The sequence below is a fragment of the Clostridium sp. genome, from assembly GCF_047777555.1.
Taxonomy (GTDB): Bacteria; Bacillota; Clostridia; order Clostridiales; family Clostridiaceae; genus Clostridium_H.
This window is the reverse complement of record NZ_JBKEEV010000002.1, coordinates 33,400-59,500: the sequence shown is the minus strand read 5'-3', so window position 1 is coordinate 59,500 and position 26,101 is coordinate 33,400. Positions and strand designations below refer to the sequence as shown.

Here is a 26,101-nt window from a genome sequence, read left to right as displayed (position 1 = left end):
TAGCTTATGAACAGTAAGTATGATGAAAGAAGGCTTCTAAGATATACCTATTTGTTTTGCATAGTTTGCTTTTTGAATTTAGGTATTCTACATTGGCCAAAAGAAAATTTTGATAAAACAGCAATTATTATGGGAGTAGTAGTTTGCGCCCTTATAGCGTATGCACACTTTATTATTAGAAAGTTTTTTCCTGATGGAGATAAGTATATACAGATTTTTGCCTGTACACTGACCGTTATAGGAATAGTTCTTATATACAGAATAAATCCATCCAATGCCATAAAGCAAATTATATGGTTTACTGTAGGAATAACTGGATTCATAGTCATAGTAGTTTTGTTCCCTAATTTAAAAAGATTTGCTAAGTATAGATATTTTTATTTAGTATGTACCATACTCCTAATGTCATTAGGTTCATTCTTAGGGCAAGCGAAACATGGAGCTAAAAACTGGATTACTCTTGGAGGTTATTCTTTTCAACCTTCAGAATTTGGTAAGCTTTTTCTAGTTGCTTATTTGGCTTCTTCTTTAAGAAAGTATAAAGAGTATAAAGATTTAATAGAACCAGCAATTGTTGTCATGATTTCCTTGGGATTTATGGTACTCCAAAGAGATTTAGGTTCTGCGCTCTTATTCTTTGGAATATCCGTAACTATGCTTTATATAGCTACATCAAAATTTAAGTATGTAGCTACTTGCTTTATATTGTTTGCAGCAGGAGCAGTTATTAGTTATAAGCTTTTTGGACATGTAAGGATTAGAGTGGCTATATGGAAAGATGTCTGGTCTTATGCTAACGATGAAGGGTATCAGGTAGTTCAATCCATGATTGCTATAGCTTCAGGGGGCTATTTGGAACAGGATTAGGTCAAGGTTATCCAGAATTTGTACCAATAAATTCCACGGATTTTATATTTGCTGTTTTAAGTGAGGAAATGGGAGGACTTATGTCCTTTGCTGTTATTATACTGTACTTCCTGCTTTTTTATAGATGCATGAGGGCGGCAGTATATGCAGAAGATAAATTTTCAGCCCTGTTAGCTGTTGGTTATAGTGCAATGATAGCAACACAAGTTTTGGTTATTATAGGTGGAGTTATAAATTTAACTCCATTAACAGGTATAACAATGCCTCTTGTAAGCTATGGAGGAAGCTCAATGATTACTACATTCTTTGCACTTGGAATACTTCAAAAGATTTCAGAGGAGGGCAGAAGTGATGAATGATATTTCTACAAATATAAAAAAGGTTCTTGTAGTGTTTTTAGTATGCTTTATGGGAGTAATTATGTATATAACTTATTTTCAAGTTTTTAAAGCAGAAAAGATTGTGCAAAGCCCTTACAATAAAAGAATTCAAGCAAAGAGAAACTCCATATTGAGAGGAACAATCTATGATAGAAACATGACAGCCTTGACAAAGAGTAAAAAAATAAGCACTCTAAATCAAGAAAGAACTTATACTGAGGGAAGTGCCTTTGCTCATGTACTAGGATATGTAAATCCTAGATATGGAATCACAGGACTAGAAAAGCAATATGATTCCACTCTTTTAGGGGAAGATGCTATGGATTTATCAAAAGTTGTTCAATTTGTTACAGAAAAAAAAGATGAGGTTGGTTATAGCATAAGAACTACTCTGGACTCTAAGATACAAAAAAAGGCATATAGTTTATTGGGAAATAATAAAGGAGCTGTAGTAGCAATAGAGCCTCAAACTGGAGAGATTTTGGCTATGGTATCAACGCCATCTTTTGACCCAAACAACCTAGAGAAAAACTGGCAGAATTTAAACACTAATAAAGATATACCTTTATACAACAGGGCTATTTTAGGAATGTATCCACCAGGTTCAACTTTTAAAGTAGTCACTGCTGTTAGCGCTTTAGAGAATTTACCAGGGATCACAGAAAGAAGATTCGATGATGATGGAGTACTTGTTTTTAATGCAAAAGAATCTCTTAAAAACTATGCTGGACACAGTTATGGAAATATAAACTTAAAACAGGCTTTTTATAAATCAAGTAACGTAGTATTTGGAACCTTAGGTATGGAGCTTGGAAATGAAGCTTTAAAAACTACAGCAGAAAAGTTTTATTTCAATAACACCATACCTAGCAATGATTTTGTTGCCAAAAATAGTAGATTTCCAAGTTTGGAAAGCTATGAAAAGGGGAATATGGCCCAAAGTGCTATAGGACAGGGAGAAGTTCTTGCAACTCCTATGGAAATGGCATTAGTAGCTGCATCTATAGCTAATGATGGTGTCATAATGAAGCCTCTTATTGTTAAAGAGATATTAAAACCTACTGGTCAGAGCATAAAAAAGATAAAAGCTGAAGAACTTCAGCGAGTTACATCGATTGAGAATGCTAAAATCATAAAAGAATATATGAGAGCCACTGTAACTGAAGGAACAGGAGGTGCTGCGGCCTTAGAATCTGTAGAAGTTTGTGGTAAAACAGGAACTGCTGATACAGGAAGAGAAGGTGAAAAACCTCATTCTTGGTTTATAGGCTTTGCACCTTATGATAATCCTAAGATAGCTATTGCGGTAATTGTTGAAAACGGAGGAACAGGTGGAGGAATAGCTGCAGAAATTGCAGGGCAAGTTATAAAAACAGCGCTTCAATAAATACTTTCCTTTATCATCTTATAGGTATGTTTTAAGAAATTATACGAAATTCATAATTTCTTGAAACATAGTGAAGAACGTATGTTTCTTTTCCTATTATAATGATATATAATAAAGTCAAGAGTTTTGTAGAATCTTGACTTTTTTTATGTCATTATAAAATATAAAGGAGAAATTATGAAAGGAAAGACTCATGCGGGAATAGGTGCTGTTACTTTTATATCGATATGTCATAAGGTACCTGGAGGGTTTAATTGTATTGGACTTTTAGTTGTCATACTAGCATCTTTAATGCCAGATATAGATCATCCTAAGAGTATAATAAATAGATATATACTTCCGTTTAAAAATAAGAAAACAAAAGTTATAGTTTATATATGTTTAGCTGTAATTGTATTATATTTTGATTATTTATATGTTGATGCCCCCGCCTTAAAGGCTTTAGGAATTTCCTTAGTTTTTATAGCCTTATCTTCTCATAGAAATGGGTTTACGCATAGTTTGGTAGGTCTAGTAGTATTCACCATGATATTAGGTTATTTGGGAAAAACATATAATATACCTAATGTGCCATATTATTTTATGATGGGATACGGCATGCATTTAGCTTGTGATATGCTGACGAAAATGGGAATTCCTCTGTTCTATCCATTTATAAAAAAGAAATATAGTTTCCCGCTGACTTATAATCCAAGTTCAAAAGGTGGAAGCGGTTTTGAAGATTTGTTGATGATAGCAGGAATTGCATATACCATATACAGACTTCCAGCAATTTTTTAATTGAAAAGAGGTGTATAGAGGAATGTTTGACTTTGAATATCAATTAAAAATGCTTCCTGACAAACCAGGAGTTTATTTGATGAAAAATTCTTTAGGTGAAATTATATATGTAGGGAAAGCAAAGGTGCTTAAAAATAGAGTAAGGCAGTACTTTCAGAACTCTAAAAATCACGGAAGTAAGGTTAAAGCCATGGTTAAGAACATTGCAGAATTTGAGTATATAATTACGGATTCTGAAATGGAAGCCCTTATTCTAGAATGCAATTTAATTAAGAAGCATAGACCAAGGTATAATATTCTCCTTAAAGATGATAAGCATTATCCTTTTATAAAGATAACTATAAATGAAGACTTTCCAAGGGTGTTTGTAACAAGAAACAGGGCAAAGGATGGTGCTAAGTATTTTGGACCTTATCCAGACGCATCGGCTGTATATGAAACTATTGAGCTTATAAAAAAGATATTTCCAATAAGAACTTGCAGATTTGCAATAAAGGAAAATGGAGAGAAGATAAAACCTTGTCTAAATTATCATATAAATTTATGTACAGCACCTTGTGCAGGATATGTAAGCAAAGAGGAGTACGGAAAAACTATAAAAAAGATAATTGATTTGCTGAACGGAAAAGAAAATGAATTTATAGAAGATTTAAAATGTAAAATGAATGAGGCTTCGGAAGCTTTAGAATTTGAAAAAGCAGCTTCTCTAAGAGATAAAGTTTTGGCAGTTGAAAAGATTAGGGAAAGACAGAAGATAATTACAAGTAATTTTGAAAATGAGGATTTCATAAATATATATAATGATGAAGAAGATTGGTGTTCTCAGGTATTTTTTGTAAGAGAGGGTAAAATAATAGGAAGGGAACATTTTATTTTAGACAATGACGTATTTAATGAAAAATCCGAAATGATTTCTACATTTATTAAAGATTTTTATGGAGGAACAGCATTTATTCCTAAGACCATATATGTTCCAGAGGTTTCAGATAGAGAACTTTTAGAAGAATGGCTTTCCTCAAAAAAGGGATCTAGGGTATCTATTAAAATTCCACAAAAGGGAGAAAAGAAAAAGTTGCTGGAGCTTGTGGAAAGCAATGCAAAGAATACCTTAGAGCAGTTTAAGCTAAAGATAAAAATGGATAAAGAATTAAATAACAATATTTTAGAAGAATTAGCAGAAGTGCTGGATATGGAAGAATTACCTCATAGAATTGAGGCTTATGATATTTCTAACATACAAGGAGTAGATTCTGTAGGAACTATGGTGGTTTTTGAAGATGGCAAACCTAAAAATAGTGATTATAGAAGGTTTAAAATAAAGACTGTTAAGGGTGCAGATGATTATGAAAGTATGAGAGAAATTTTAACAAGAAGATTTCAGCACGGTATTAAAGAGATAAAAGATATACAGGAAAGAGAGCTCCTTTTAAGTGGTGCTAAGTTTAGCATATTCCCGGATTTGATTTTAATGGATGGGGGAAAGGGGCAAGTGAATATTGCATTAGAAGTATTAGATAATCTTAATATTAATATACCTGTTTGTGGAATGGTCAAGGATGATAGACACAGAACTCGAGGTTTGATATATAATGGTAAAGAGATAAGTGTTAGTCCTAAGATTATGAATCTAATAACAAGAATACAGGATGAAGTTCACAGATTTGCTATAACTTATCACAGAAGTTTAAGAAATAAGAGAGTTCTTCACTCTATATTAGAAGATATACCTAATATTGGAGATAAGAGAAGAAAAGCACTGTTGCAAAAGTTTGGAAGTATAGATAATATTAAAAAGGCGACTTATGAAGAACTGCTGGAAACAGAATCTATAAATGAAAAGGCAGCTCAGAGCATAATAGATTATTTTAGCAAAAGTAAATAAGGAGGAATGGTACTGATGAAATATGTTTTAGATGTGCATACTCATACAGTAGCAAGTGGGCATGCTTATAGCACTTTACTAGAAAATGCAAAGTATGCATCAGAAATAGGGTTAAAGGTTTTAGGAACTACAGAACACGGCCCTAAAATGCCTGGTGCACCTCACATATGGTATTTTCACAATCTTAAGGTATTGCCAAGAGAAATATATGGTGTTATTATGCTATATGGATGTGAAGCCAATATTATGGATTATGATGGAAATTTAGACTTAACTGAGAAAGATACTAAGTTTTTGGATATAATAATAGCTAGCTTGCATGATCCTTGTATAATTCCAGGAACAAGAGAAGAAAATACAAGAGCTCTTTTAAAAGCTATGGATAACCCTAAAGTTGATATTATAGGGCACTCTGGAAATCCTCAGTTTCCTATATATGAAGAAGAAGTTGTAAAAAAGGCTAAAGAGAAGAATATACTTATTGAAATTAATAATAGTTCTTTTAAGACATCTAGAAAAGGCAGCGAGCCAATTTGTAGAAAAATAGCAGAACTTTGTAAGAAACATGGCACTAAAGTAATATTAGGTACTGATTCTCATGTATGTTTTACAATTGGAAATTTTGATGTAGCTGGAAAATTAGTGGATGAGATAGGTATTCCAGAGGATTTAATAATGAACACAGATTACAAAAAGTTAATAGGTTATTTAAAGTCTAAGGGAAAATTACAAGATATTAATCTTGATTAAATAGTGCTATATATTCTATACTAGTTACATAACAATAATGATCAAGGAGAGACAAATGGTTCAGTGTATAGAATTCAATAATAAATTAAAGAGTATATTAGATGAAGAAGAAATAAAGCTCAATGTTTTAATGAAGGACTGTACTTCATTTAAAGTTGGAGGCCCTGCAGATATATTTGTTACACCAGATAGCTATGAAAAAATAAGACAAATTATAAAGATATGTAAAGAGAATGAAGTTCCATATTTTATTTTAGGAAGAGGTTCAAATCTGCTGGTCAAAGACGGAGGCATTAGAGGTGTTGTTATAAACCTAAGCAAGCTTGATAAAATCAGGGTAGAGGGAGATAGAGTTATTACTCAAAGTGGTGCTCTCTTATCAAAGGTTACTCATGCTGCTCTTGAGGCATCTTTAACTGGTCTAGAGTTTGCAAATGGAATTCCAGGCAGTGTAGGTGGAGCGGTTACTATGAATGCTGGTGCATATAATGGTGAGATTTCTCAGGTAATAGAAAGCGCATTAGTTATAGATGACAAATGTGAAATAAGAACACTGTCAAAAGAAGAATTAGAATTGAGTTACAGAATGAGTGTGATTTTAAAGTATAATTATGTGGTTTTAGAGGCTGCCTTTAAACTTCAAAAGGGAGATTATAATGCTATAAAAGCTAGAATGGATGAATTGATGGGAAGAAGAAGAGAAAAACAACCTTTAGAGTATCCATCAGCAGGAAGTACATTTAAAAGACCAGAAGGGTATTTTGCAGGAAAGCTAATAGAAGACAGCGGACTAAAAGGTACACGAGTTGGCGGTGCTGAAGTTTCTATGAAGCATTCAGGATTTATAATAAACAGAGAAAATGCAACTGCAAAGGATGTTTTGGATTTAATAAGACTAGTTCAAGATAAGGTAAAAGAAAAATTTAACGTGGAATTAAATACAGAGGTTAGAATAATCGGAGAAGACGAAAAAAATTAGTTTAGAGGAGAAAGAACGTCTAACAAACCTAAAGATTTGTTAGATGTTCTTTTTGTATCCTTATCAGCTTAAAGCTGAACTTTTTATAAGTATAATATATAATATTATATATCAGCAATCAATATAAATTAAATAGGCTAATGAACTTAAAAATGTGTTATAATAAAAAAATGATACTGTACCACTATTGGGAGGGGATTAAGATGAGGTTTGTTATTGTAACAGGGTTATCAGGGGCTGGTAAAAGCCAAGCAATTAGAAGCCTAGAAGACTTAGGATATTTTTGCGTAGACAATTTACCTCCAACCTTAATGTCAAAATTTGCGGAAGCTTGTTATCAAACAGATGGTAAGATAGATAAAATAGCATTAGTTATAGATATAAGAGGAGGAGAGTTCTTCGACGATTTATTTGAGAGCTTAAATTATTTAACAGAACAAAATTATAAATATGAGATATTGTTTTTAGATGCAAATGATAGAGTATTAGTAAAAAGATATAAAGAATCTAGAAGAAAACATCCACTAGCTCCGCAAGGAAGAATACTTCAGGGAATAGAGCTAGAAAGAGAAAGATTAAATGAAGTTAAGTACAGAGCTAATAATATAATTGATACTTCTAATATGACTCCTATGCAGCTTAGAGAAAAAATATCAAGGATCTATGGTGGTGACGACCAAAAAGAAAATAATCTTATAATAAATGTACTATCCTTTGGATTTAAGTATGGTATACCAGTAGATGCAGATTTAGTATTTGACGTAAGATTCCTGCCTAATCCTTTTTATATACCAGAGTTAAAGGAATTCTCAGGAGATGACAAAGAAATAAAAGATTATGTTTTAAGTTTTAAAGAGACCAAGGAATTTATTTCTAAGTTAGAAGATATGCTTGAATTCTTAATACCGAACTATATAAAAGAAGGCAAGAGACAGCTTATAATAGCCATAGGATGTACAGGAGGAAGACATCGCTCTGTAGCTATTACAAATACAATATATGAAAGACTAAAAGCAAATGGGCATAATGTCAGCAAAGAGCACAGAGATATAAATGAAGATATAAAAAAGGCTGGGTATAAGTCATGAAAATGGTACAGTGGCTAAAGCCTGGTGTAAAAATAAAAAGATGGATTGCGCTTGGTACCATGGGGATTTTGTTTATAGTATTTGCAGCAGTAGAATTTTTCAATAGAAGCAATGTCTCCAGAGAATATAAACTTTTTTATGTTTTTTTAATCGTATCTGGAATTTTTGTACTGTACATTTCTATAAATCAGGGTATAAGATCAATCATAGTTTTAATAAATAAGGGGTATTTAAATGTATCTATAGATTCTGATAAATTACAGAATCTTATATATGAAAAGAGACTTCTAGTACGAGGACCTAAAATTGTAGCCATAGGGGGAGGCACAGGCCTTTCCACTATGCTTAGGGGAATAAAGTACTATACCTCAAATATAACGGCTATAGTTACTGTAGGAGACGATGGAGGCGGTTCAGGAACTTTAAGAGAGGAGCTTGGAATACTTCCTCCAGGCGATATAAGAAACTGTATATTAGCCTTGGCTGATACAGAACCTTTAATGGAGGAACTGCTTCAGTATAGGTTTAAAGAAGGAAATTTAAAAAATCAAAGTTTTGGGAATCTATTTTTAGCAGCTATGGATGGTATATCGAATAACTTCGAAGAAGCTGTTAAAAAGATGAGTTCTGTACTAGCTGTAACAGGAAGGGTACTTCCTGTTACTTTAGATGATATGATATTAAAGGCAAGATTAGAAAATGGCAATATAGTAGAAGGGGAATCTAATATTCCACAAGAGGCTGCAAGGCAAAAAAGTAAAATAGAAAAAGTATTTATAGAGCCTAAAACAGCAAGAGCCTTAAATGAGGCACTAGAGGCTATAATGGATGCAGATGCTATTATTTTAGGACCTGGAAGCCTTTATACTAGTGTAATTCCTAATCTTTTAGTTAAAGATATACGTAAGGCATTGAAAGATACAAAAGCATTAAAAATATATGTATCAAATATAATGACTCAAGAAGGGGAAACAGACGGATATTCTGTAGCGGATCATATAAAAGCCATTTTTAAGCATGGAGGTAATGGAATTATAGATTATGTTGCAACTAATACTCGAGAGATTAATAATGCAATAAGAGAAAGATATTTAGAAAAGAATGCAGAACCTGTAAAAATAAATGAAAAAGAGATTATGGACTTAAATGTAAAAATTGTGCAGGGAGACTTTGTTACAATTAAAAATGGATTTGTAAGACATGATCCTGATAAACTAGCTAAGTTCTTAATGGAAATAATAATGGATAAAAAGTTGTTATTTGATAGAAAAAAAATAATAGAATATTTTTATTTATCACAAAGGTTAAAGGAAAATAAAAAATGTAAGGAGTAGAAGGGTATGTCATTTTCCTCTAAAGTTAAAAATGAGATATGCAGATACACAGGTTTGACCAGAGAAGAAGCAGTTGCAGAGTTATCTGGACTTATGAAGGTGAGTGGAACCTTAGGGTTTAGTGGAGACATGAAGATGAACTTTAGAATAACAACAGAAAACCCTGCAATTGCAAGATTAGCATTTAAGCTCTTAAAGGAGCATTTTAATATTCATACAAAAATATTCGTAAAAAAAAGCAACTCACTAAAGAAGAATAATATATATTTAGTTATTATAGATCATGATATGGGGGTAAAAGAGCTTTTAAAAGAAGTAGGGGTTTTAAAGGAAGAAGAAGATCTACTATCTTTAGATTACAGTATTCCTGATAGAATCATTAAAACAGATACATGCAAAAGGGTATTTATAAGAGGAGTATTTTTAGGAGGAGGAAGCATTAGCAATCCAGAGAAAACTTATCATTTAGAGTTTGTTACCCATCATGAGGACTATGCAAATGAGCTTAGCAAGCTCATAAATACATATGGATTAAGCTCAAAGGTTATTCAAAGAAAAAGCAGTTTTGTAATCTACTTGAAAGAAGGAGAGCAGATAGTAGACTTGCTGAATGTAATAGGAGCTCATGAATCCCTTTTAGAACTTGAAAATGTAAGAATAATGAAGGAAATGAGAAACAATGTAAATAGGTTAGTTAATTGTGAAACTGCAAATTTAAGTAAAACTGTTAATGCAGCAGTAAGACAGATTGAAAGCATAAGACTCATAGAAAAGGAAATAGGATTAAAAAGACTTCCTAAAAATTTAAGGGAGGTTGCAGAGCTTAGATTGAATTATCCTAATGAATCTTTAAAGGAACTTGGGCAAATGCTGGATCCTCCTGTAGGGAAATCTGGAATAAATCACAGACTTAGAAGAATTGAAAAAATAGCAGATGAGTTAAAAAAAGAAGGAAGGTAGGTTTAGGTAAATGTCTAAACACGAAGACATAATAAATCATATATCATCACTTCAGGTTGGTACAAAAATTTCCGTTAGAAGTATAGCTACAGAGTTGGGAGTTAGTGATGGTACTGCTTATAGAGCTATAAAAGATGCGGAGAACATTGGAATTGTTTCCACTATACCCAGAGTTGGAACTATTAGAATTGAAAAGGTTGAGAAAAAAAGTATAGAATCATTAAGTTATGCAGAAGTAGTAAATATAATTGAAGGAACTCTTTTAGGCGGCAGAGATGGGATACATAAAAAACTAAATAAGTTTATTATAGGGGCTATGAAGGTTAACGATGCAAAAAGGTATATGGTTCCTGGATGTTTGGTTATAGTTGGCAATAGGGAAGATATACAGAAGGTGGCTTTAGAAAATGAATGCTCTGTTTTAATAACAGGTGGATTTGAATGCAGTGATAGAATTAAAAAACTTGGGGATGAAAAATGTCTCCCTATAATATCTACAAGTTATGATACTTTTACAGTGGCTACTATGATTGATAGAGCCTTATCGGAAAGTTTGATAAAGAAAGATATCATACTTGTTGAGGACATAATGGAAACAAGACCAGAATATCTTAAGGAAACTGACAGCATTGATGAGCTAAAGAGATTAATAGAGGAAACTACCCATGAAAGATATCCGGTTGTAGATGATAATATGAATGTAGTTGGAATTGTTACTATAAAGGACTTGCCAAGGGAAGAAAATGATGATACTCATATAAGTAAGATAATGATAAAAAATCCAATAACAGTAACAGAGAAGACTACTGTAGCATATACAGCTCATGTAATGGGATGGGAAGGTATAGAATTATGCCCTGTAGTAGATGGGAAAAAGTTAATAGGAGTTGTAGGAAGACAAGACGTTATAAAAGCTCTTCAATATGTTTCAAGGCAGCCTCAGGTAGGAGAAACTATAGAGGATTTAATACTTAGAAATTTTCAGTATAAGATAGAAGATGATAATGTACATTTTTCGGGAAAGATAATACCAGAAATGTTAGATCAACTAGGTACCGCTTCATGGAGTTCTTTGAACATGTTATTGTCTACTGCGGGAACATTGACTTTAAGGCGTAAAAATGGCATAAACATATCTGTAGATAGTGTATGTACATATTTTATGAAGCCAGTACAAATGGATAGCATAATTGAAATTGTAACTAGAATCATTGATATTGGGAGAAGCTTTTGTAAGGTAGATATAGAGATGTATAAGAAAAAGGACCTTATTGCTAAATCTATGATTTCGGCAAAAATATTAAGATAGAAAATAGAAAAGTTGATAAAATATAGAAGCCTATGTTTAACTATTAGTTTAGTTAAACATAGGCTGATTCTTTTTAATTTTAAAAGCAATTATAAATTTGTTAAACTAGAGATTTTGCAAAATTGATTATTTAAAGCTAAAAGATTAATGATATTTTGACAATATGTTATTAAAAACGCTTATATTATGATAAATTAATAATATATTATAAATTTTATTGAAATTTTATTATGAAAATGCTATAATTTTTATTAAATAAATACAAATGTTGAAATAAGGGGGTCTTAAATATGGAATCATCGAAGTATTTTGTAATACCAGAAGGATATCATTCAAGTTTAGATTTAAGAAGAACAGAAATAGCTATAAAGAAGCTTAAAGATTATTTTGAAAGAGAGCTTGCATATAAACTTAATTTAACGAGAGTATCGGCACCATTATTTGTAAAAGTAAAAACAGGATTAAATGATGATTTAAGTGGGGTTGAAAGACCTGTTTCCTTTGATGCTTTAGATATAAAAGATGATGAGATTCAGGTAGTACATTCTCTTGCTAAGTGGAAGAGAATGGCGCTTGCTAGATATGGATTTATGCCAGGAGAAGGATTATATACAGATATGAATGCTATAAGAAGAGATGAAACTTTAGATAATCTGCATTCTTTATATGTAGACCAATGGGACTGGGAAAAGGTCATTACTAAGGAAGAGAGAAACTTAGATAAGCTAAAGTCTGTAGTAGAGGATATATATGAAGTATTCAAGGCTACAGAAGAATTTGTTAATTCTAAATATCCAGAGATAGATAAAATTTTACCAGACAAAATAACTTTTATAACAACACAGGAGTTAGAAGATATGTATCCAAGTTTAACTCCAAAGGAAAGAGAAAATGCTATAACAAAGGATAAGGGAGCAGTTTTCTTGATGAAGATAGGAGATACTCTAGCTTCAGGAGAAAAGCATGATGGAAGAGCTCCAGACTATGACGATTGGAGTTTAAATGGAGATATCTTATTCTGGTATCCAGTATTGGACTGTGCTCTTGAATTATCTTCTATGGGAATAAGAGTAGACAAAGATGCTTTAATATACCAGTTAGGAAAAGAAAATTGTATGCATAGGTTGAACTATGAGTTCCACAAAATGCTAGTAGAAGAAAAGTTACCATTTACAATAGGTGGTGGAATAGGTCAATCAAGAATATGCATGTTCTTCTTAAGAAAGGCTCACATAGGAGAGGTTCAAGCTTCTGCATGGTCAGATGAATTTATTGAGGAATGCGAAAAATTAGGAGTAAATATCCTATAAAGTCTATTGACAAAGTAATAATAATATATTATTATATAAATAATCAAATACGGAACTTCTTATCAAGAGTGACTGAGGGACTGGCCCTATGACGTCCGGCAACCTGAACAGTAATGTTTAAAGGTGCTAATTCCAGCAGATATTTTTATCTGGAAGATAAGAAACTAGAGAGACAAAGGTCTTTCTGTAGCTTATCTACAGGAAGACCTTTTAGTTTATCTCTTTATTGCAAAAGAGAAGGAAGTTCCACTAAAAATACTAATTTTAAGGGGGCTATAAAATGTCAAAAAAATTATCATTTGAAACAATTCAATTACATGGGGGACAAGAAGTAGATGCTGTAACAAAATCAAGAGCAGTTCCACTATATCAAACTACTTCTTATGTATTTGAGGATGCACAGGAAGCTGCAGACTTATTTGGACTAAAAAAAGGTGGGAATATTTATACTCGTATTACAAATCCAACAACAGCTGTTTTTGAGAATAGAGTTGCTTTATTAGAAGGTGGAGTTGGAGCGGTTGCAACTGCATCAGGTATGGCTGCAGTGACTTATGCTATCTTAAACATAGCTGGAGCTGGAGATGAAATTGTAACAGCAGCTACTATTTATGGGGGAACTCACTCTTTATTTGAAAATACTTTACCTACTTTTGGAATCAAAGTTAATTTTGTAAATCCAGATGATATAGCAAACTTTGAAGAAGCCATAAATGAAAAAACAAAGGCGCTATATATTGAAACTATAGGAAATCCAGGAATCAACATATGTGATATTGAAGCTATTGCAGAATTAGCACATAAAAATGGAATTCCTCTAATTGTAGATAATACTTTTGCTACTCCATACCTTTGCAGACCTTTTGAATTTGGAGCTGATATTGTAGTTCATTCTGCTACAAAATATATTGGAGGACATGGTACTTCAATAGGAGGAATAGTTGTAGATTCAGGAAAGTTTGATTGGAATAATGGTAAGTTTCCAAAACTTGTGGAACCAGATGCAAGCTACAATGGACTTTCTTATTATGAAACTTTTAAGGAAGCCGCGTATATTACAAGATTAAGAACAGCATTATTGAGAGATATAGGTGCTTGTATTTCTCCATTCAATGCATGGCAATTAATAATAGGGCTTGAAACACTATCACTTAGAGTAGAAAGACATGTAGAGAATGCGAAGAAGCTTGCAGAATACTTAAACAATCATCCTAAAGTAGAGTGGGTAAACTATCCAGGACTTGAAGGTAATAAGTATAATGAACTTGCTAAAAAGTATCTTCCTAAGGGTGTAGGATCAATATTTACCTTTGGTGTAAAGGGTGGCTATGAAGCTGGTAAAAGGTTCATAAGCTCCTTAGAACTATTCTCTCATCTTGCTAATGTAGGAGATGCTAAGTCTCTTGTTATTCACCCAGCATCTACAACACACCAGCAATTAGATGAAGAAAGTCAAAGGCAAGCAGGAGTTACACCAGAGCTTATAAGAATTTCGGTTGGAATTGAAGGAATTGAAGATTTAATTAATGATGTTGATAATGCATTAGCACAAATATAATAAAAAGCCCTGTATTCTTTGGAATACAGGGCTTTTTTAGTTATAATGTGCCTGTAGTTTTATGTGATATATTATGCTATATTAATTATAATAAAGTCTTTAAATTATGGGGGGAATTATGAATAAATCAACAGCACAAACGGAACCTGGGGCTCTAAATAAAAGGAGTATAGGCATTACTATAACAATAGTAACAGTTATATTTCTAGCGCTTTTACTATTTATTATCATGCCAGTACTGTCTTTAAGCTTTATTAGTACTTTAATATTAATTGAAGTGGCTGCATTTTTAATTATGATTATTTTAGTTATTTTTGATTTTAAGATTAAGAGAGTAATATGGATACCAATAATTGCTTTATTAATTTTATTATTTCAAGTTTTTTCAAGCTTGAGTGTATTTAATGCTAACAAATATAGGGACATGATAGGTGAGGTAAAGGAGAAGAATTTTTCCTATGAAATGTCTCCTATAGATTTAACTAAGCTTCCTGTTGTAGATAAAGAGCTTGCTCAGAACCTTGGTGAAAAAAAGCTTGGAGAGCAGGTGGCGTTGGGTAGCCAGGTTAGCCTATCAGAATTTACTGAAATAGATGTTAACGGACAACTATACTGGGTAGCACCTCTAGTTCATTCTGGAGTATTTAAGTGGCTATCCAACAGAGAGGGTACTCCGGGGTATATTCAAATAAGTGCGACAAATCCACAGGATATAAAACTAGTTCAAGAAGTTAATGGTAAGAAAATAAAAATTAAATATCAACCTCAAGCCTTCTTAGGAGATGACCTTCACAGGAAGATATATACTTCAGGCTTCACAAAGTTTGGATTAACGGATTTTTCCTTTGAACTAGATGACGAAGGGAAGCCTTATTGGGTAGTTACAGAGTATAATAATTCTATTGGAATAAGCGGTTCTAAAGTTAATGGAGTTATTATTGTTGATGCGCAGACTGGTGAGACAAAAGAATATGACACGAATAGCATTCCAAAATGGGTGGATATAGTTATTCCAGCAGACTTTGCAATCAAAGAGCTAAACGATTGGGGAAAGTTTGTTCACGGCTGGTGGAATCCGTCAGATAAGGATAAACTTCAAGCTACAGAAGGATATAATATGATCTATAACAACGGTAACTGTTATTATTACACAGGGCTAACTTCTTCGGGTGAAGATGAATCCACAGTAGGTTTTATTTTGATTGATTCAAGGACTAAGGAGACAACTTTATATAAAATTTCAGGAAGCCAAGAGACAGCAGCAATGGCTTCGGCAGAAGGAAAGATTCAGAACTTAGGATATACTTCTAACTTCCCTATATTAATTAATGTTGAAAATGAAGCCACTTATTTTATGCCCTTAAAGGATAAGAAAGGGTTAATCAAGCTATATGCTATGGTTAATGTTAAGGATTATAGTATAGTTGGAACTGGAGAGTCTTTAAGTAAAACTAAGTCTAACTACTTAAAGTACCTTAAAGATCGTGGCGATTGGCAGGGGTTAGAAAAAAGTGGTGAAAAGATAATTGAGAAAGGGACAGTTTTAAGAATTGCTTCATCTTTTATTGAAGATACAACTTACTATTATATAATTTTAAAAGAAAAGCAAGATAAGATATTTCTAACTTCTTTAAGTATGTCCAACGAGCTTCCCTTAACTAAAGAAGGGGATTCAGTTGAGATTACTTACAATAAGAATTCAAATTCTAGCATAGACCTTATAAACTTTGATAATCTTCAATTCACTCAAACCAAAGGAATAAGTGAAGAAAAGATTATTGAAGAAAAGGAAGTTCTAGAAGAAATAAATGAATAAAATCAATAGCGGGTACTAAACCTATCCTAGTTTGGTTATTATAGGTAGTAGCGATAATTGAGGAAGGGAGAAAAATGATTGGAAATTAAAGAATTTGTCCACCTTCATACCCATACTGAATATAGCCTTTTGGATGGTTCCGGGAAAATAGGAAATATGATTGCTAGAGCAAAGGAACTTGGAATGAAAAGCCTAGCCATAACGGATCATGGGGCTATGTTTGGATGTGTTGAATTTTATAAAAGAGCAAAGGAAGAAGGAATAAAACCTATAATTGGTTGTGAAATTTATGTAGCTGCAAAATCAATGTATATTAAGAGAAATGATAGTGAAAATAGAACTCACCATTTAGTTCTTTTGGTGAAGAATGAAACCGGATATAAAAATCTTATGAAAATAGTTTCTAAGGCTGCCATAGACGGATTTTATTACAAACCTAGGGTTGATCATGAATATTTAAAAGAGCATAGCGAAGGACTTATAGCTCTTAGTGCTTGTCTTGCTGGAGAAGTTTCTAGTAATTTACTTAATGGTAATATGCAAAAGGCAAGAGAAGCAGCTTTATTTTATAAGGACACATTTAAGGATGGATTTTATTTGGAGCTTCAGTATCATGGTATGGACGAACAGCTAAGAGTTAATGAGATGATAATAAGCTTATCAAAAGAGCTGGATATTCCTTTAGTTGCTACAAATGATGTTCACTATATAAGAAAGGAAGATACCAGATCTCATGATATTTTATTATGCATTCAAACAGGTAAGACTTTAGATGATGAGAATAGAATGAGGTATGAGCCAGAGCAGTTTTACCTAAGGTCTCCAGAAGAAATGTATGAAATATTTTCTTATGTTCCAGAGGCCCTAGAGAATACAGTTAAGATTGCAGAAGAATGCAACTTTGATTATGTATTTCACGAATCAAAATTACCTAACTTTCCATTAGAAGAAGGTGTAGATCATTTTGAATACATGAGAGAGTTGTGTTACAAAGGCCTTGAAGAGAGATACACAGAAATAACAGATGAATTGAAAGAAAGACTTGAGTACGAACTTAAGATCATAAAACAAATGGGATATGTGGATTACTTTCTAATTGTTTGGGATTTCTTTAGATTTTGTTTAGAAAAAGGAATAATGACAGGGCCAGGTAGAGGATCTGCAGCAGGGTCGCTGGTAGCTTATACATTGGGGATTACAAAAATTGACCCAATTAAGTATAGCTTGATATTTGAGAGATTTTTAAATCCGGAGAGGGTGTCTATGCCGGATATAGATTCTGACTTTTGCTACGAAAGAAGACAGGAAGTTATTGATTATGTAGTTGAAAAATACGGTAAAGATAATGTATCTCAAATAATTACCTTCGGAACAATGGCTCCAAGAGCTTGTATTAGAGATGTAGGAAGAGCTATGAACTATTCATATGCTGAAGTTGATAGAATTGCAAAAATGATTCCAACAGTTCTTGGAATAACCATAGATAAAGCACTAGAAATGAATCCTGAGCTAAAAGAAATTTATGAGACTGATGAAAGGGTCAAGGATTTAATAGATGTGGCTCGGGATTTAGAAGGATTGCCAAGGCATACTTCAACCCATGCAGCAGGTGTGGTTATAGCATCTCAGCCTTTGGTAAATTATGTACCGTTAGCTAAAAACGAAGATGCTATAGTAACTCAATTTACCATGGGAACTTTAGAGGAACTAGGATTGTTAAAAATGGATTTCCTCGGATTAAGAACTCTTACAGTAATTAGGGATGCCATAGAGCTTATACGAGAAAATACAGGTACTGTAATTGATTTAGATAAACTAAACTTTAATGATAAAAACGTATATGACATGATTGGAAAGGGTAAGACTGTAGGAGTATTTCAGCTAGAATCTGCTGGGATGACTAGTTTTATGAAGGAGCTTAAACCAGAGAGCTTAGAGGATATCATAGCTGGAATAAGCCTTTATAGACCTGGTCCTATGGCTGAAATTCCAAGATATATCAGAAATAAGAACAATCCAGATGAGATTCAATATGAAACTCCAGAGCTGGAAGAGATATTAAATGTTACTTATGGAGTAATGGTTTATCAGGAACAGGTTATGGAAATAGTTAGAAAGCTAGCAGGATACTCCATGGGTAGAAGTGACCTTGTGCGTCGTGCTATGTCTAAGAAAAAGCACAAGGTTATGGAAGAGGAAAGAAAGAACTTCATTTATGGAATTGTAGATGAAAATGAGAATATAGAAGTACCAGGATGTTTAAGAAACGGAATAAGCGAAGAAACTGCAAATAAGATATTTGATCAGATGATGGATTTTGCAAGCTATGCATTTAACAAATCCCATGCTGCGGCTTATGCAGTAGTAGCTTACTATACAGCTTATTTGGTACATTATTATCCCATAGAATATATGGCAGCCATGTTAAACAGCGTAAGAGGTAATAGTGATAAGGTTGCAGTGTATGTTAGAGCTGCAAAAGATATGCAGATGGAAGTAATGCCGCCAGATATAAATAAAAGTTTTGGAAAATTTACTGTTCAAGGTGGGAAAATACGCTTTGGTCTTGCAGCTATAAAAAATGTTGGGGAAAACCCTATAGAGAGTATAATAAAAGCAAGAGAAGAAAAAGGAGAATTTACTTCTTTTGTAGACTTCTGCAATAAAGTTGATTTTGGTGGAGTAAACAAGAGAATGGTAGAAAGTTTGATTAAGTCTGGGGCTTTTGATTGTTTTGGTGTTTATCGTTCCCAGCTTTTAGCGGTTTACGAAAAAGTTATAGATTCTGTATTAAATCAAAGAAAAAAGAATATAGACGGTCAAATGAGCTTATTTAGCAGTCTTAGCGATGAATTTAAAGAAATAGAAATAAAATATCCTAATATAAATGAGTTTGATAAAAAATATAAGCTTTCTATGGAAAAAGAAATGACAGGGGTTTATCTAACAGGGCATCCACTAGAAGATTATGAAGAACTCATAAAAAATCGAACCAGTACAAGAACTATAGATATTTTAGGTGGAGAAGCCTTAGAAGAAGATATTTTAGATGAAGCCTCAAAGCAGATAGAAAATGAAAATTCCGTAGTTAAAGATGGAGAGAGAGTAATTATAGGTGGCCTTATAACAGAGGTGTCCAGAAAGATAACGAAAAATAATACTATGATGGCTTTTATCCAACTAGAAGATCTATATAGTTCCATAGAAGTTATTGTTTTTCCTAAGATATTATCTAGCTTTAATGCTTTAATACAAGAAGATGAAATAGTGCTTATAAAAGGCAGAGTAAGCAAAAGAGAAGATGAGGAACCAAAGGTACTTTGTGATGCGGTTGAAAAGCTCGTTAAGGTTTCAACTGAAAAATTATATATACAGATTAACAACAATGGAGAAGTTAAAGATGCTATGAATGATTTTAAATCCATATCCAAATCAAATCCTGGAAATATTCCTATATATATATGCACGAGAGAGGAAAAGAAAAAATACTTAGTATCAAGAGAATATTGGATAAAAGAAAATGAAGAAGTAATGGAATTTTTAAAGTCGAAATATGGTAGAGAGAATGTGAAACTCATTTAAGCTATGCCCAAAACATAGCTTTTTCTTTTTTATATTTTTTTATAAATAGTATATTTATTTCGGAGGTAAACAAAAATATTATAGAGGAATAAATTAAATGAGATTTATAACTTTTTTTTAAATTTTAAATGCAAAATTGCGAATAAAATGATATACTATGTTTAGTTGAAAATGATATTAAAATGGTTAGTTCACATGTAGTATGGGATGAAATAAGTCCCGGTGATTTTGGGAGGTATTGAATATGAGAACAATTGCTGTTTTAACAAGTGGTGGAGACGCACCAGGAATGAATGCTGCTATAAGATCAGTTGTAAGAACTGGCCTAGATAAAGGCCTTAAAGTCATGGGGATTCAAAGGGGATACAGTGGTTTAATTAATGGGGAAATTTTTGAAATGGGACGACACAGTGTGTCAGATATAATACATAGAGGCGGGACAATTTTAAGAACTGCTCGTAGTGAAGAGTTTAAAACAGAACAGGGAAGAGCTAAAGCTGCTAATATACTAAAAGCCTTTGGAATAGATGGACTTGTAGTCATAGGTGGGGATGGTTCTTTTCAAGGTGCTAGATTATTATCAAAATTAGGAATATCAACTATAGGAATACCAGGAACTATAGATAATGACTTAGCTTACACAGATTATACAATAGGTTTTGATACAGCAATGAATACAGTTTTAGATGCAATAAATAAATTAAGAGATACATCTTCTTCTCATGAGAGAGTTAGTATAGTTGAAGTAATGGGAAGAAATTGTGGAGACTTAGCTCTTTATTCAGGAGTTGCAGGAGGAGCTGAAAGTGTTATAGTACCAGAAAAGGGATTTGATGAAGATGAGTTATGCAAAATAATATTAGAAGGAAAGTTAAGAGGTAAAATGCATAACCTAGTTATTTTAGCTGAAGGAGTAGGCGGTGCTGAAAAGTTAGCTAAAAAGGTTGAAGAAGTTACTGGTATTGAAACAAGAGCAACTATTTTAGGACATATTCAAAGAGGTGGAAGTCCTTCAGCCTTTGATAGAATCTTAGCATCAAGACTAGGGGCTAAGGCTGTAGAATTATTATTAGAAGGAAAATCATCAAGAGTTGTTGGAATACGCGGAAATAAAATAGTAGATGATGACATAGAAGAAGCTTTGGCTATGGAAAGCAAGTTTGATGATGAATTGTATAATATATCTAAAATATTATCTTACTAAAAATAAACTTATAAAAATTAAAGGGGAGTAAACACATTATGCAAAAAACTAAAATGGTATTTACAATTGGGCCTACAAGCGAAAAGGAAGAAATTTTAACAGAGCTAATAAAAGCTGGAATGAATGCTGCAAGACTTAATTTCTCACATGGAGATCATGAAGAGCATGGTAAAAGAATAGAATTAATAAAAAAATTAAGGACAAAGCTTAATAAACCAATAGCAATAATGTTAGATACTAAAGGACCTGAAATAAGAACTAAGGATTTTGATGGAAAAGTTGAATTAAAAGAAGGTAGCAAGTTTACAATACACTGCGGTGAAGATATAATTGGAGACGAAACAAGATGTGCTGTAACATATGATACATTATATAAAGATGTTAAGCCAGGAGATTCAATCCTAATAGATGATGGATTAGTAGGACTTTTAGTAGAAAAAGTAGATGGAAATAGAATAGAATGTAAGGTTGTAAACAGTGGAGTAGTTTCTAGCAAAAAAGGTGTCAATGTTCCAGGAGTTAAAATAAATTTACCAGCTCTTACTGAAAAGGATAAAGCAGATTTAATATTCGGATGTGAGCAAGGTGTTGATTTGGTTGCTGCTTCATTTATAAGAAAAGCAGCAGACGTTTTAGCTATAAGAAAGGTTTTAGAGCAAAACGGAGGAAATGATATTCAAATATTCTCTAAGATAGAAAACCAAGAGGGTGTTGATAACATAGATGAAATAATTCAATTCTCTGATGGAATAATGGTTGCAAGAGGAGATATGGGAGTTGAAATTCCTATAGAGATGGTGCCAGTAGTTCAAAAGATGATTATAGAGAAGTGTAATAAGGCTGGAAAACCTGTTATAACTGCAACACAAATGCTTGATTCTATGATGAGAAATCCAAGACCCACAAGAGCAGAAGCATCAGATGTAGCTAATGCTATATTTGATGGCACAGACGCAGTAATGTTAAGTGGAGAATCTGCAAATGGTAAATATCCAATAGAGGCTGCTAATACGATGGCAAAAATAGCTAGAGCTGCAGAAGCACAAATTGATTATGAAGCTGCATTAAATAAAAGAAAAGAAAATGCTTTATCAAATATTGCAAATGCTATAAGCCTTGCAACTTGCACAACAGCTATGGAATTAAATGTTTCAGCTATAATTACAGCTACTCAAAGTGGAAGCACAGCAAGAATGGTTTCAAAATATAGACCAGAAGTTCCTATAATAGCAGTTACTCCAAATGAAAAAGTTGCTAGAAGATTAGCTCTTAATTGGGGTGTATTCCCAATCAGTGCTACTGAGTTCCAATCAACTGATGAAATGATAACTGAATCTGTAAACAAAGCAAAAGAAGAAGGATACATTAAAAACGGAGACTTAGTTGTAGTAGCTGCAGGAATACCTGTACATTATTCAGGAACTACTAATATGTTAAAAGTTCATGTAGTAGGGGATGTATTAGTACAAGGAAAAGGAGCAGGATCTGCACCAGGGTTTGGTAATGCTAAGGTAATAAAGAATCCAAAAGATGCTGTAAAGCAAGTTGAAAAAGATGATATTCTAATAGTTAAAACTTTAAGTAAAGAGTATATGGAAGTTTTAGATAGAGTTGCAGGTATCATAGCAGAAGAAGGAGGACTTACTTCTCATATGGCTATTGAATGCCTATCAAGAGGAGTTCCTCTAATTGTTAATGCTGGTGGAGCTACAGAATCAATAAAGACAGGAACATTCATCACAATGGATGTTGCAAGAGGAGTAGTATACAACGGAAGAGCAAATATAGTTTAATGAAATAGATATCAAAATTTTTAGTAAAGTGTATATTTTATAGAAAATATACGTATAATATAAATTAGGTGCTTTAAATATTGAAATTGCTGTAGTATAATTTGAATACTAATGGTTAAAATATTTCAATATATTAAAGGCAACTGATTCCATTCTTAGCATCCTTTTACTAGGATGCTCTTTTTTTATTAACATTAGGTTCCGTATATTCCGTATATTATAAATAATGATTGATTTTACTTAAGAAAAAGCGCTATAATAGCATATTAGGATTAAAGACAAATTTAGAATTATATGGGGTGTGGGGCATGTTAGGAACTATAGTTAATTCTTTAGCAGTTGTTGGAGGAAGTATAATTGGAATGTTAGTAAAAGGCGGGTTAAGTGAAAAGGTAAGTAAAACTGTAATGGATGGGCTCGCCCTTTGCGTGCTGTTTATTGGTGTTTCAAATATCATAGGTGTATCAGGAAAGTTAGATTCAAATGGATTTTTAGTAGTTATAATATCTATTGTAGTCGGCGGTGGACTTGGAGAGAAGATAGATATTGATAAGGCAGTTGAAAATTTGGGAAAAAATATTGAAGTGAAACTGAAAGGAAAAGGGGGACAAGTAGCGCAGGGGTTTGTAACTTCAAGTCTTTTATTTTGCATAGGAGCAATGGCGATTATAGGTTCTCTTGAAAGTGGGCTTTCGGGAAATCATAAAACCCTTTTTGCTAAATCTGTTCTTGATGGTATTTCCTCAATAGTTTTTTCATCATCTCTTGGAATTGGAGTTATGATATCTGCTGTATCAGTATTTTTATATCAGGGATTAATTACTCTTGGGGCTTCATTTTTAAAAGGCATATTAATTGAAGGGGTTATAACAAACATGACAGCAATAGGTGGAATTTTAATAATTGCATTATCCCTTAATATGTTAGGAACTGCAAAAATTAAAGTTGCAAATTTGCTTCCTGCAATATTTTTACCTATTGTATACCAAGTTGTATTATCCTTGATAAGATAGAGAATAATACATATAAATGTAATTTGAAACTATAAAAGTTGAGATATCATGGCGTAAATAAGTTAAGAAAGTTTAGACGCTGTGCTGCTGAGGTTAGGAAAAGCAAAAATGCGGGATATTACCGCTTTTTTGTTTATAGAAATAGAATAAAGAAAGGGTAGAAGAAGGTGGAGAGAATAGTACCAGTTGAAAAAAACAAGGATTATGAAGTAGAAATTTTAGGCTTAGGATCTGAGGGGGAAGGAATAGCTAAAATAGATAACTTTACTGTATTTGTTCCAGGAGCTATCTTAGGAGAAAAGGTAAAAATTAAGATTATTAAGGTAAAAAAGAATTTTGCTTATGGTAAGCTTCTTGATGTATTAGAACAATCAGAGCATAGAACTGAACCAGTCTGTAGTATATATAAACAATGCGGTGGTTGCGGGCTTCAGCATTTAAGTTATGAAGGACAATTAGAATTTAAGAAGAACAGAGTTAAAGATGCTTTGGAGAGAATAGGTAAACTAAAGATCAGCAGCAAAACTGAAATGGGAAGTGCAATAGGAAAAGCTGAGAATGATGATTTAAAAGAAACAAGTGATTATGATGGGGCAATCCTTCACAATACTATTGGAATGAAAGAGCCTTATAGATATAGAAATAAGGTACAGCTTCCTGTTGGAGAGGAAAATGGTGAGATTAAAATAGGCTTTTATGCTCCAAGAAGTCATAATATAATAGATATGAGTACTTGTTATATACAGGATGAAGTAGGGGAAAAAGTAGTAGCCTTAACAAAGAAGTGGATGAATAAGTATAATATTAAAGCTTATGATGAACAACAAGATCACGGAACAGTAAGGCACATAATGATAAGACGGGGCTTTATTACAAAGGAAGTTATGGTTGTAGTGGTAACAAGAACTAGAGAACTTCCATATAAAGAAGAATTTGTAGAGATGATAAAAGAAAATATAGAAGGAATAACTAGCATTATTCAAAACATAAACAACAAAAAGACAAATGTTATTTTAGGAGAAGAAAACATAACTTTGTTTGGCAGTGATCATATAAGCGATTATATAGGAAAATTCAAGTTTAATATATCTCCTCTATCATTTTTCCAGGTTAATCCGGTACAAACAGAAATTCTATATAGCAAGGCTTTAGAGTATGCAGGATTAACAGGAGAAGAGGTGGTTTTTGACGCTTACTGTGGCACTGGAACTATATCCTTATTTTTATCCCAAAAGGCTAAAAAAGTTTATGGTGTCGAAATAGTAGAAGCGGCTATTAAAAACGCTAAAGAAAATGCTAGGATAAATAATGTAGATAATGCAGAGTTTATAGTGGGAAAATCTGAAGAGGTTATTCCAGAATTAATTAACAAGGGAATAAAGGCAGATGTAGTTGTAGTAGATCCACCAAGAAAAGGCTGCGAAAAATCTCTTCTAGAAGCTATAGGAGAAATGAAGCCTGAAAGAATAGTATATGTATCCTGCGATCCAGGAACTCTTGCACGAGATTTAGGAATTTTAGATGAGTTAGGCTACAGAACTCTTGAAGTTCAACCTGTGGATATGTTTCCGCAGACGACACATGTGGAGACGGTGGTATTGATTAAAAGAAAACACAGTTAGGAAATGTTGGGGTTTCAATAATAATAGAGATTTTATAAAAAATGAATATGTTCCCTTGAACGAGGATAGAAAACATTAAGCCCGCAATAAAAATGTGGGTTTTTTATTGTCTAGGAGTTCAAACATTTTTGCAAGAAATTGCATATGTAAAACCTACTAAATTCAATTGATACAAAGAATTACAAACTATTACCAGCTAATTTATGGGAGTCATTTTAAACGCGTCGAAGACGCATTTGTTCTAAAAGTATTAACTTGAAATAACTATATTTTAATGATAAAGTATGAATCAAGGTTCTTGTTTATATAATTTAGATCAAGTGATGGTATAAGTATATAGTAAATTAAATCTATTTAAAAAATATATTATATTACTATATTAGTTAAAAAGAGAGAAAGAGAGGGCGAAGTTTATTTATTCAGCTTAGTATGATATAATGCTTGTTTAGATTATTGCAGTTTAAATAGTTAACTCAGACAATAGGAG

General features: G+C 32.7%; 17 protein-coding genes, 1 pseudogene and 1 riboswitch. All 18 genes and pseudogenes read left to right on the top strand.

What is annotated here, in order from left to right; genetic code table 11:
- The first annotated feature begins 6 nt into the window (after window positions 1–6).
- Window positions 7–1,226, top strand: a pseudogene (locus ACFWTK_RS03455) (FtsW/RodA/SpoVE family cell cycle protein).
- Window positions 1,219–2,634, top strand: coding sequence for a peptidoglycan D,D-transpeptidase FtsI family protein (locus ACFWTK_RS03450; protein WP_415874740.1), 1,416 nt, complete (start codon window positions 1,219–1,221; stop codon window positions 2,632–2,634). The pseudogene ACFWTK_RS03455 and the gene ACFWTK_RS03450 overlap by 8 nt, the downstream one beginning before the upstream one ends.
- A gap of 177 nt (window positions 2,635–2,811) precedes the next feature.
- Window positions 2,812–3,414, top strand: a complete 603-nt coding sequence (locus ACFWTK_RS03445; RefSeq protein ID WP_415874739.1) for a metal-dependent hydrolase — start codon at window positions 2,812–2,814, stop codon at window positions 3,412–3,414.
- 22 nt (window positions 3,415–3,436) lie between these two features.
- Window positions 3,437–5,296 carry an excinuclease ABC subunit UvrC gene (gene uvrC / locus ACFWTK_RS03440; protein ID WP_415874738.1) on the top strand — a complete coding sequence of 620 codons (1,860 nt, stop codon included), beginning with the start codon at window positions 3,437–3,439 and terminating at the stop codon, window positions 5,294–5,296.
- Window positions 5,297–5,311: 15 nt separating this feature from the next.
- Window positions 5,312–6,046, top strand: coding sequence for a phosphatase (locus ACFWTK_RS03435; protein ID WP_415874737.1), 735 nt, complete (start codon window positions 5,312–5,314; stop codon window positions 6,044–6,046).
- 55 nt (window positions 6,047–6,101) lie between these two features.
- Window positions 6,102–7,025 carry a UDP-N-acetylmuramate dehydrogenase gene (murB, locus tag ACFWTK_RS03430; RefSeq protein ID WP_415874736.1) on the top strand — a complete coding sequence of 308 codons (924 nt, stop codon included), beginning with the start codon at window positions 6,102–6,104 and terminating at the stop codon, window positions 7,023–7,025.
- 203 nt (window positions 7,026–7,228) lie between these two features.
- Complete coding sequence (rapZ, locus tag ACFWTK_RS03425) at window positions 7,229–8,113, top strand: RNase adapter RapZ (RefSeq protein ID WP_415874735.1); 885 nt, start codon at window positions 7,229–7,231, stop codon at window positions 8,111–8,113.
- Window positions 8,110–9,447, top strand: coding sequence for a gluconeogenesis factor YvcK family protein (locus ACFWTK_RS03420; protein ID WP_415874734.1), 1,338 nt, complete (start codon window positions 8,110–8,112; stop codon window positions 9,445–9,447). Before rapZ ends, ACFWTK_RS03420 begins: the two co-directional genes overlap by 4 nt.
- A gap of 6 nt (window positions 9,448–9,453) precedes the next feature.
- Window positions 9,454–10,407 (top strand): DNA-binding protein WhiA, encoded by a 954-nt coding sequence (gene whiA / locus ACFWTK_RS03415; RefSeq protein ID WP_415874733.1) that lies wholly within the window; start codon window positions 9,454–9,456, stop codon window positions 10,405–10,407.
- A 10-nt stretch (window positions 10,408–10,417) separates the two neighbouring features.
- Window positions 10,418–11,716 (top strand): DRTGG domain-containing protein, encoded by a 1,299-nt coding sequence (locus ACFWTK_RS03410; protein ID WP_415874732.1) that lies wholly within the window; start codon window positions 10,418–10,420, stop codon window positions 11,714–11,716.
- Between the two features lie 290 nt (window positions 11,717–12,006).
- Window positions 12,007–13,026, top strand: a complete 1,020-nt coding sequence (asnA, locus tag ACFWTK_RS03405; protein ID WP_415874731.1) for an aspartate--ammonia ligase — start codon at window positions 12,007–12,009, stop codon at window positions 13,024–13,026.
- 56 nt (window positions 13,027–13,082) lie between these two features.
- Window positions 13,083–13,189: riboswitch (SAM riboswitch) on the top strand.
- A gap of 117 nt (window positions 13,190–13,306) precedes the next feature.
- The gene (locus ACFWTK_RS03400) at window positions 13,307–14,584 is read left to right on the top strand and encodes an O-acetylhomoserine aminocarboxypropyltransferase/cysteine synthase family protein (protein ID WP_106024791.1); all 1,278 of its coding nucleotides are present in this window, start codon (window positions 13,307–13,309) and stop codon (window positions 14,582–14,584) included.
- 118 nt (window positions 14,585–14,702) lie between these two features.
- Entirely contained in the window at window positions 14,703–16,400 is a 1,698-nt protein-coding gene (locus ACFWTK_RS03395) for a cell shape-determining protein (RefSeq protein WP_106024792.1), read from the top strand.
- A gap of 78 nt (window positions 16,401–16,478) precedes the next feature.
- On the top strand, window positions 16,479–19,982 hold the full coding sequence (locus tag ACFWTK_RS03390) for a DNA polymerase III subunit alpha (protein WP_415874730.1): 3,504 nt from the start codon (window positions 16,479–16,481) through the stop codon (window positions 19,980–19,982).
- A 244-nt stretch (window positions 19,983–20,226) separates the two neighbouring features.
- Window positions 20,227–21,186, top strand: coding sequence for a 6-phosphofructokinase (gene pfkA, locus ACFWTK_RS03385; protein ID WP_061858807.1), 960 nt, complete (start codon window positions 20,227–20,229; stop codon window positions 21,184–21,186).
- 38 nt (window positions 21,187–21,224) lie between these two features.
- Window positions 21,225–22,979, top strand: a complete 1,755-nt coding sequence (gene pyk / locus ACFWTK_RS03380; protein ID WP_415874729.1) for a pyruvate kinase — start codon at window positions 21,225–21,227, stop codon at window positions 22,977–22,979.
- A gap of 308 nt (window positions 22,980–23,287) precedes the next feature.
- Window positions 23,288–23,992, top strand: a complete 705-nt coding sequence (locus tag ACFWTK_RS03375) for a DUF554 domain-containing protein (RefSeq protein ID WP_415874728.1) — start codon at window positions 23,288–23,290, stop codon at window positions 23,990–23,992.
- A gap of 167 nt (window positions 23,993–24,159) precedes the next feature.
- Window positions 24,160–25,614: a 23S rRNA (uracil(1939)-C(5))-methyltransferase RlmD gene (gene rlmD / locus ACFWTK_RS03370; RefSeq protein WP_415874727.1), complete on the top strand. Its 1,455-nt coding sequence runs from the start codon at window positions 24,160–24,162 to the stop codon at window positions 25,612–25,614.
- The last annotated feature ends 487 nt before the right edge of the window (window positions 25,615–26,101 follow it).

Bases quoted from the DNA above. Each gene is read 5' to 3' on its own strand.
- ACFWTK_RS03450 (WP_415874740.1), top strand. From the start codon at position 1,219: ATGAATGATATTTCTACAAATATAAAAAAGGTTCTTGTAGTGTTTTTA.
- ACFWTK_RS03445 (WP_415874739.1), top strand. From the start codon at position 2,812: ATGAAAGGAAAGACTCATGCGGGAATAGGTGCTGTTACTTTTATATCG.
- uvrC (WP_415874738.1), top strand. From the start codon at position 3,437: ATGTTTGACTTTGAATATCAATTAAAAATGCTTCCTGACAAACCAGGA.
- ACFWTK_RS03435 (WP_415874737.1), top strand. From the start codon at position 5,312: ATGAAATATGTTTTAGATGTGCATACTCATACAGTAGCAAGTGGGCAT.
- murB (WP_415874736.1), top strand. From the start codon at position 6,102: ATGGTTCAGTGTATAGAATTCAATAATAAATTAAAGAGTATATTAGAT.
- rapZ (WP_415874735.1), top strand. From the start codon at position 7,229: ATGAGGTTTGTTATTGTAACAGGGTTATCAGGGGCTGGTAAAAGCCAA.
- ACFWTK_RS03420 (WP_415874734.1), top strand. From the start codon at position 8,110: ATGAAAATGGTACAGTGGCTAAAGCCTGGTGTAAAAATAAAAAGATGG.
- whiA (WP_415874733.1), top strand. From the start codon at position 9,454: ATGTCATTTTCCTCTAAAGTTAAAAATGAGATATGCAGATACACAGGT.
- ACFWTK_RS03410 (WP_415874732.1), top strand. From the start codon at position 10,418: ATGTCTAAACACGAAGACATAATAAATCATATATCATCACTTCAGGTT.
- asnA (WP_415874731.1), top strand. From the start codon at position 12,007: ATGGAATCATCGAAGTATTTTGTAATACCAGAAGGATATCATTCAAGT.
- ACFWTK_RS03400 (WP_106024791.1), top strand. From the start codon at position 13,307: ATGTCAAAAAAATTATCATTTGAAACAATTCAATTACATGGGGGACAA.
- ACFWTK_RS03395 (WP_106024792.1), top strand. From the start codon at position 14,703: ATGAATAAATCAACAGCACAAACGGAACCTGGGGCTCTAAATAAAAGG.
- pfkA (WP_061858807.1), top strand. From the start codon at position 20,227: ATGAGAACAATTGCTGTTTTAACAAGTGGTGGAGACGCACCAGGAATG.
- pyk (WP_415874729.1), top strand. From the start codon at position 21,225: ATGCAAAAAACTAAAATGGTATTTACAATTGGGCCTACAAGCGAAAAG.
- ACFWTK_RS03375 (WP_415874728.1), top strand. From the start codon at position 23,288: ATGTTAGGAACTATAGTTAATTCTTTAGCAGTTGTTGGAGGAAGTATA.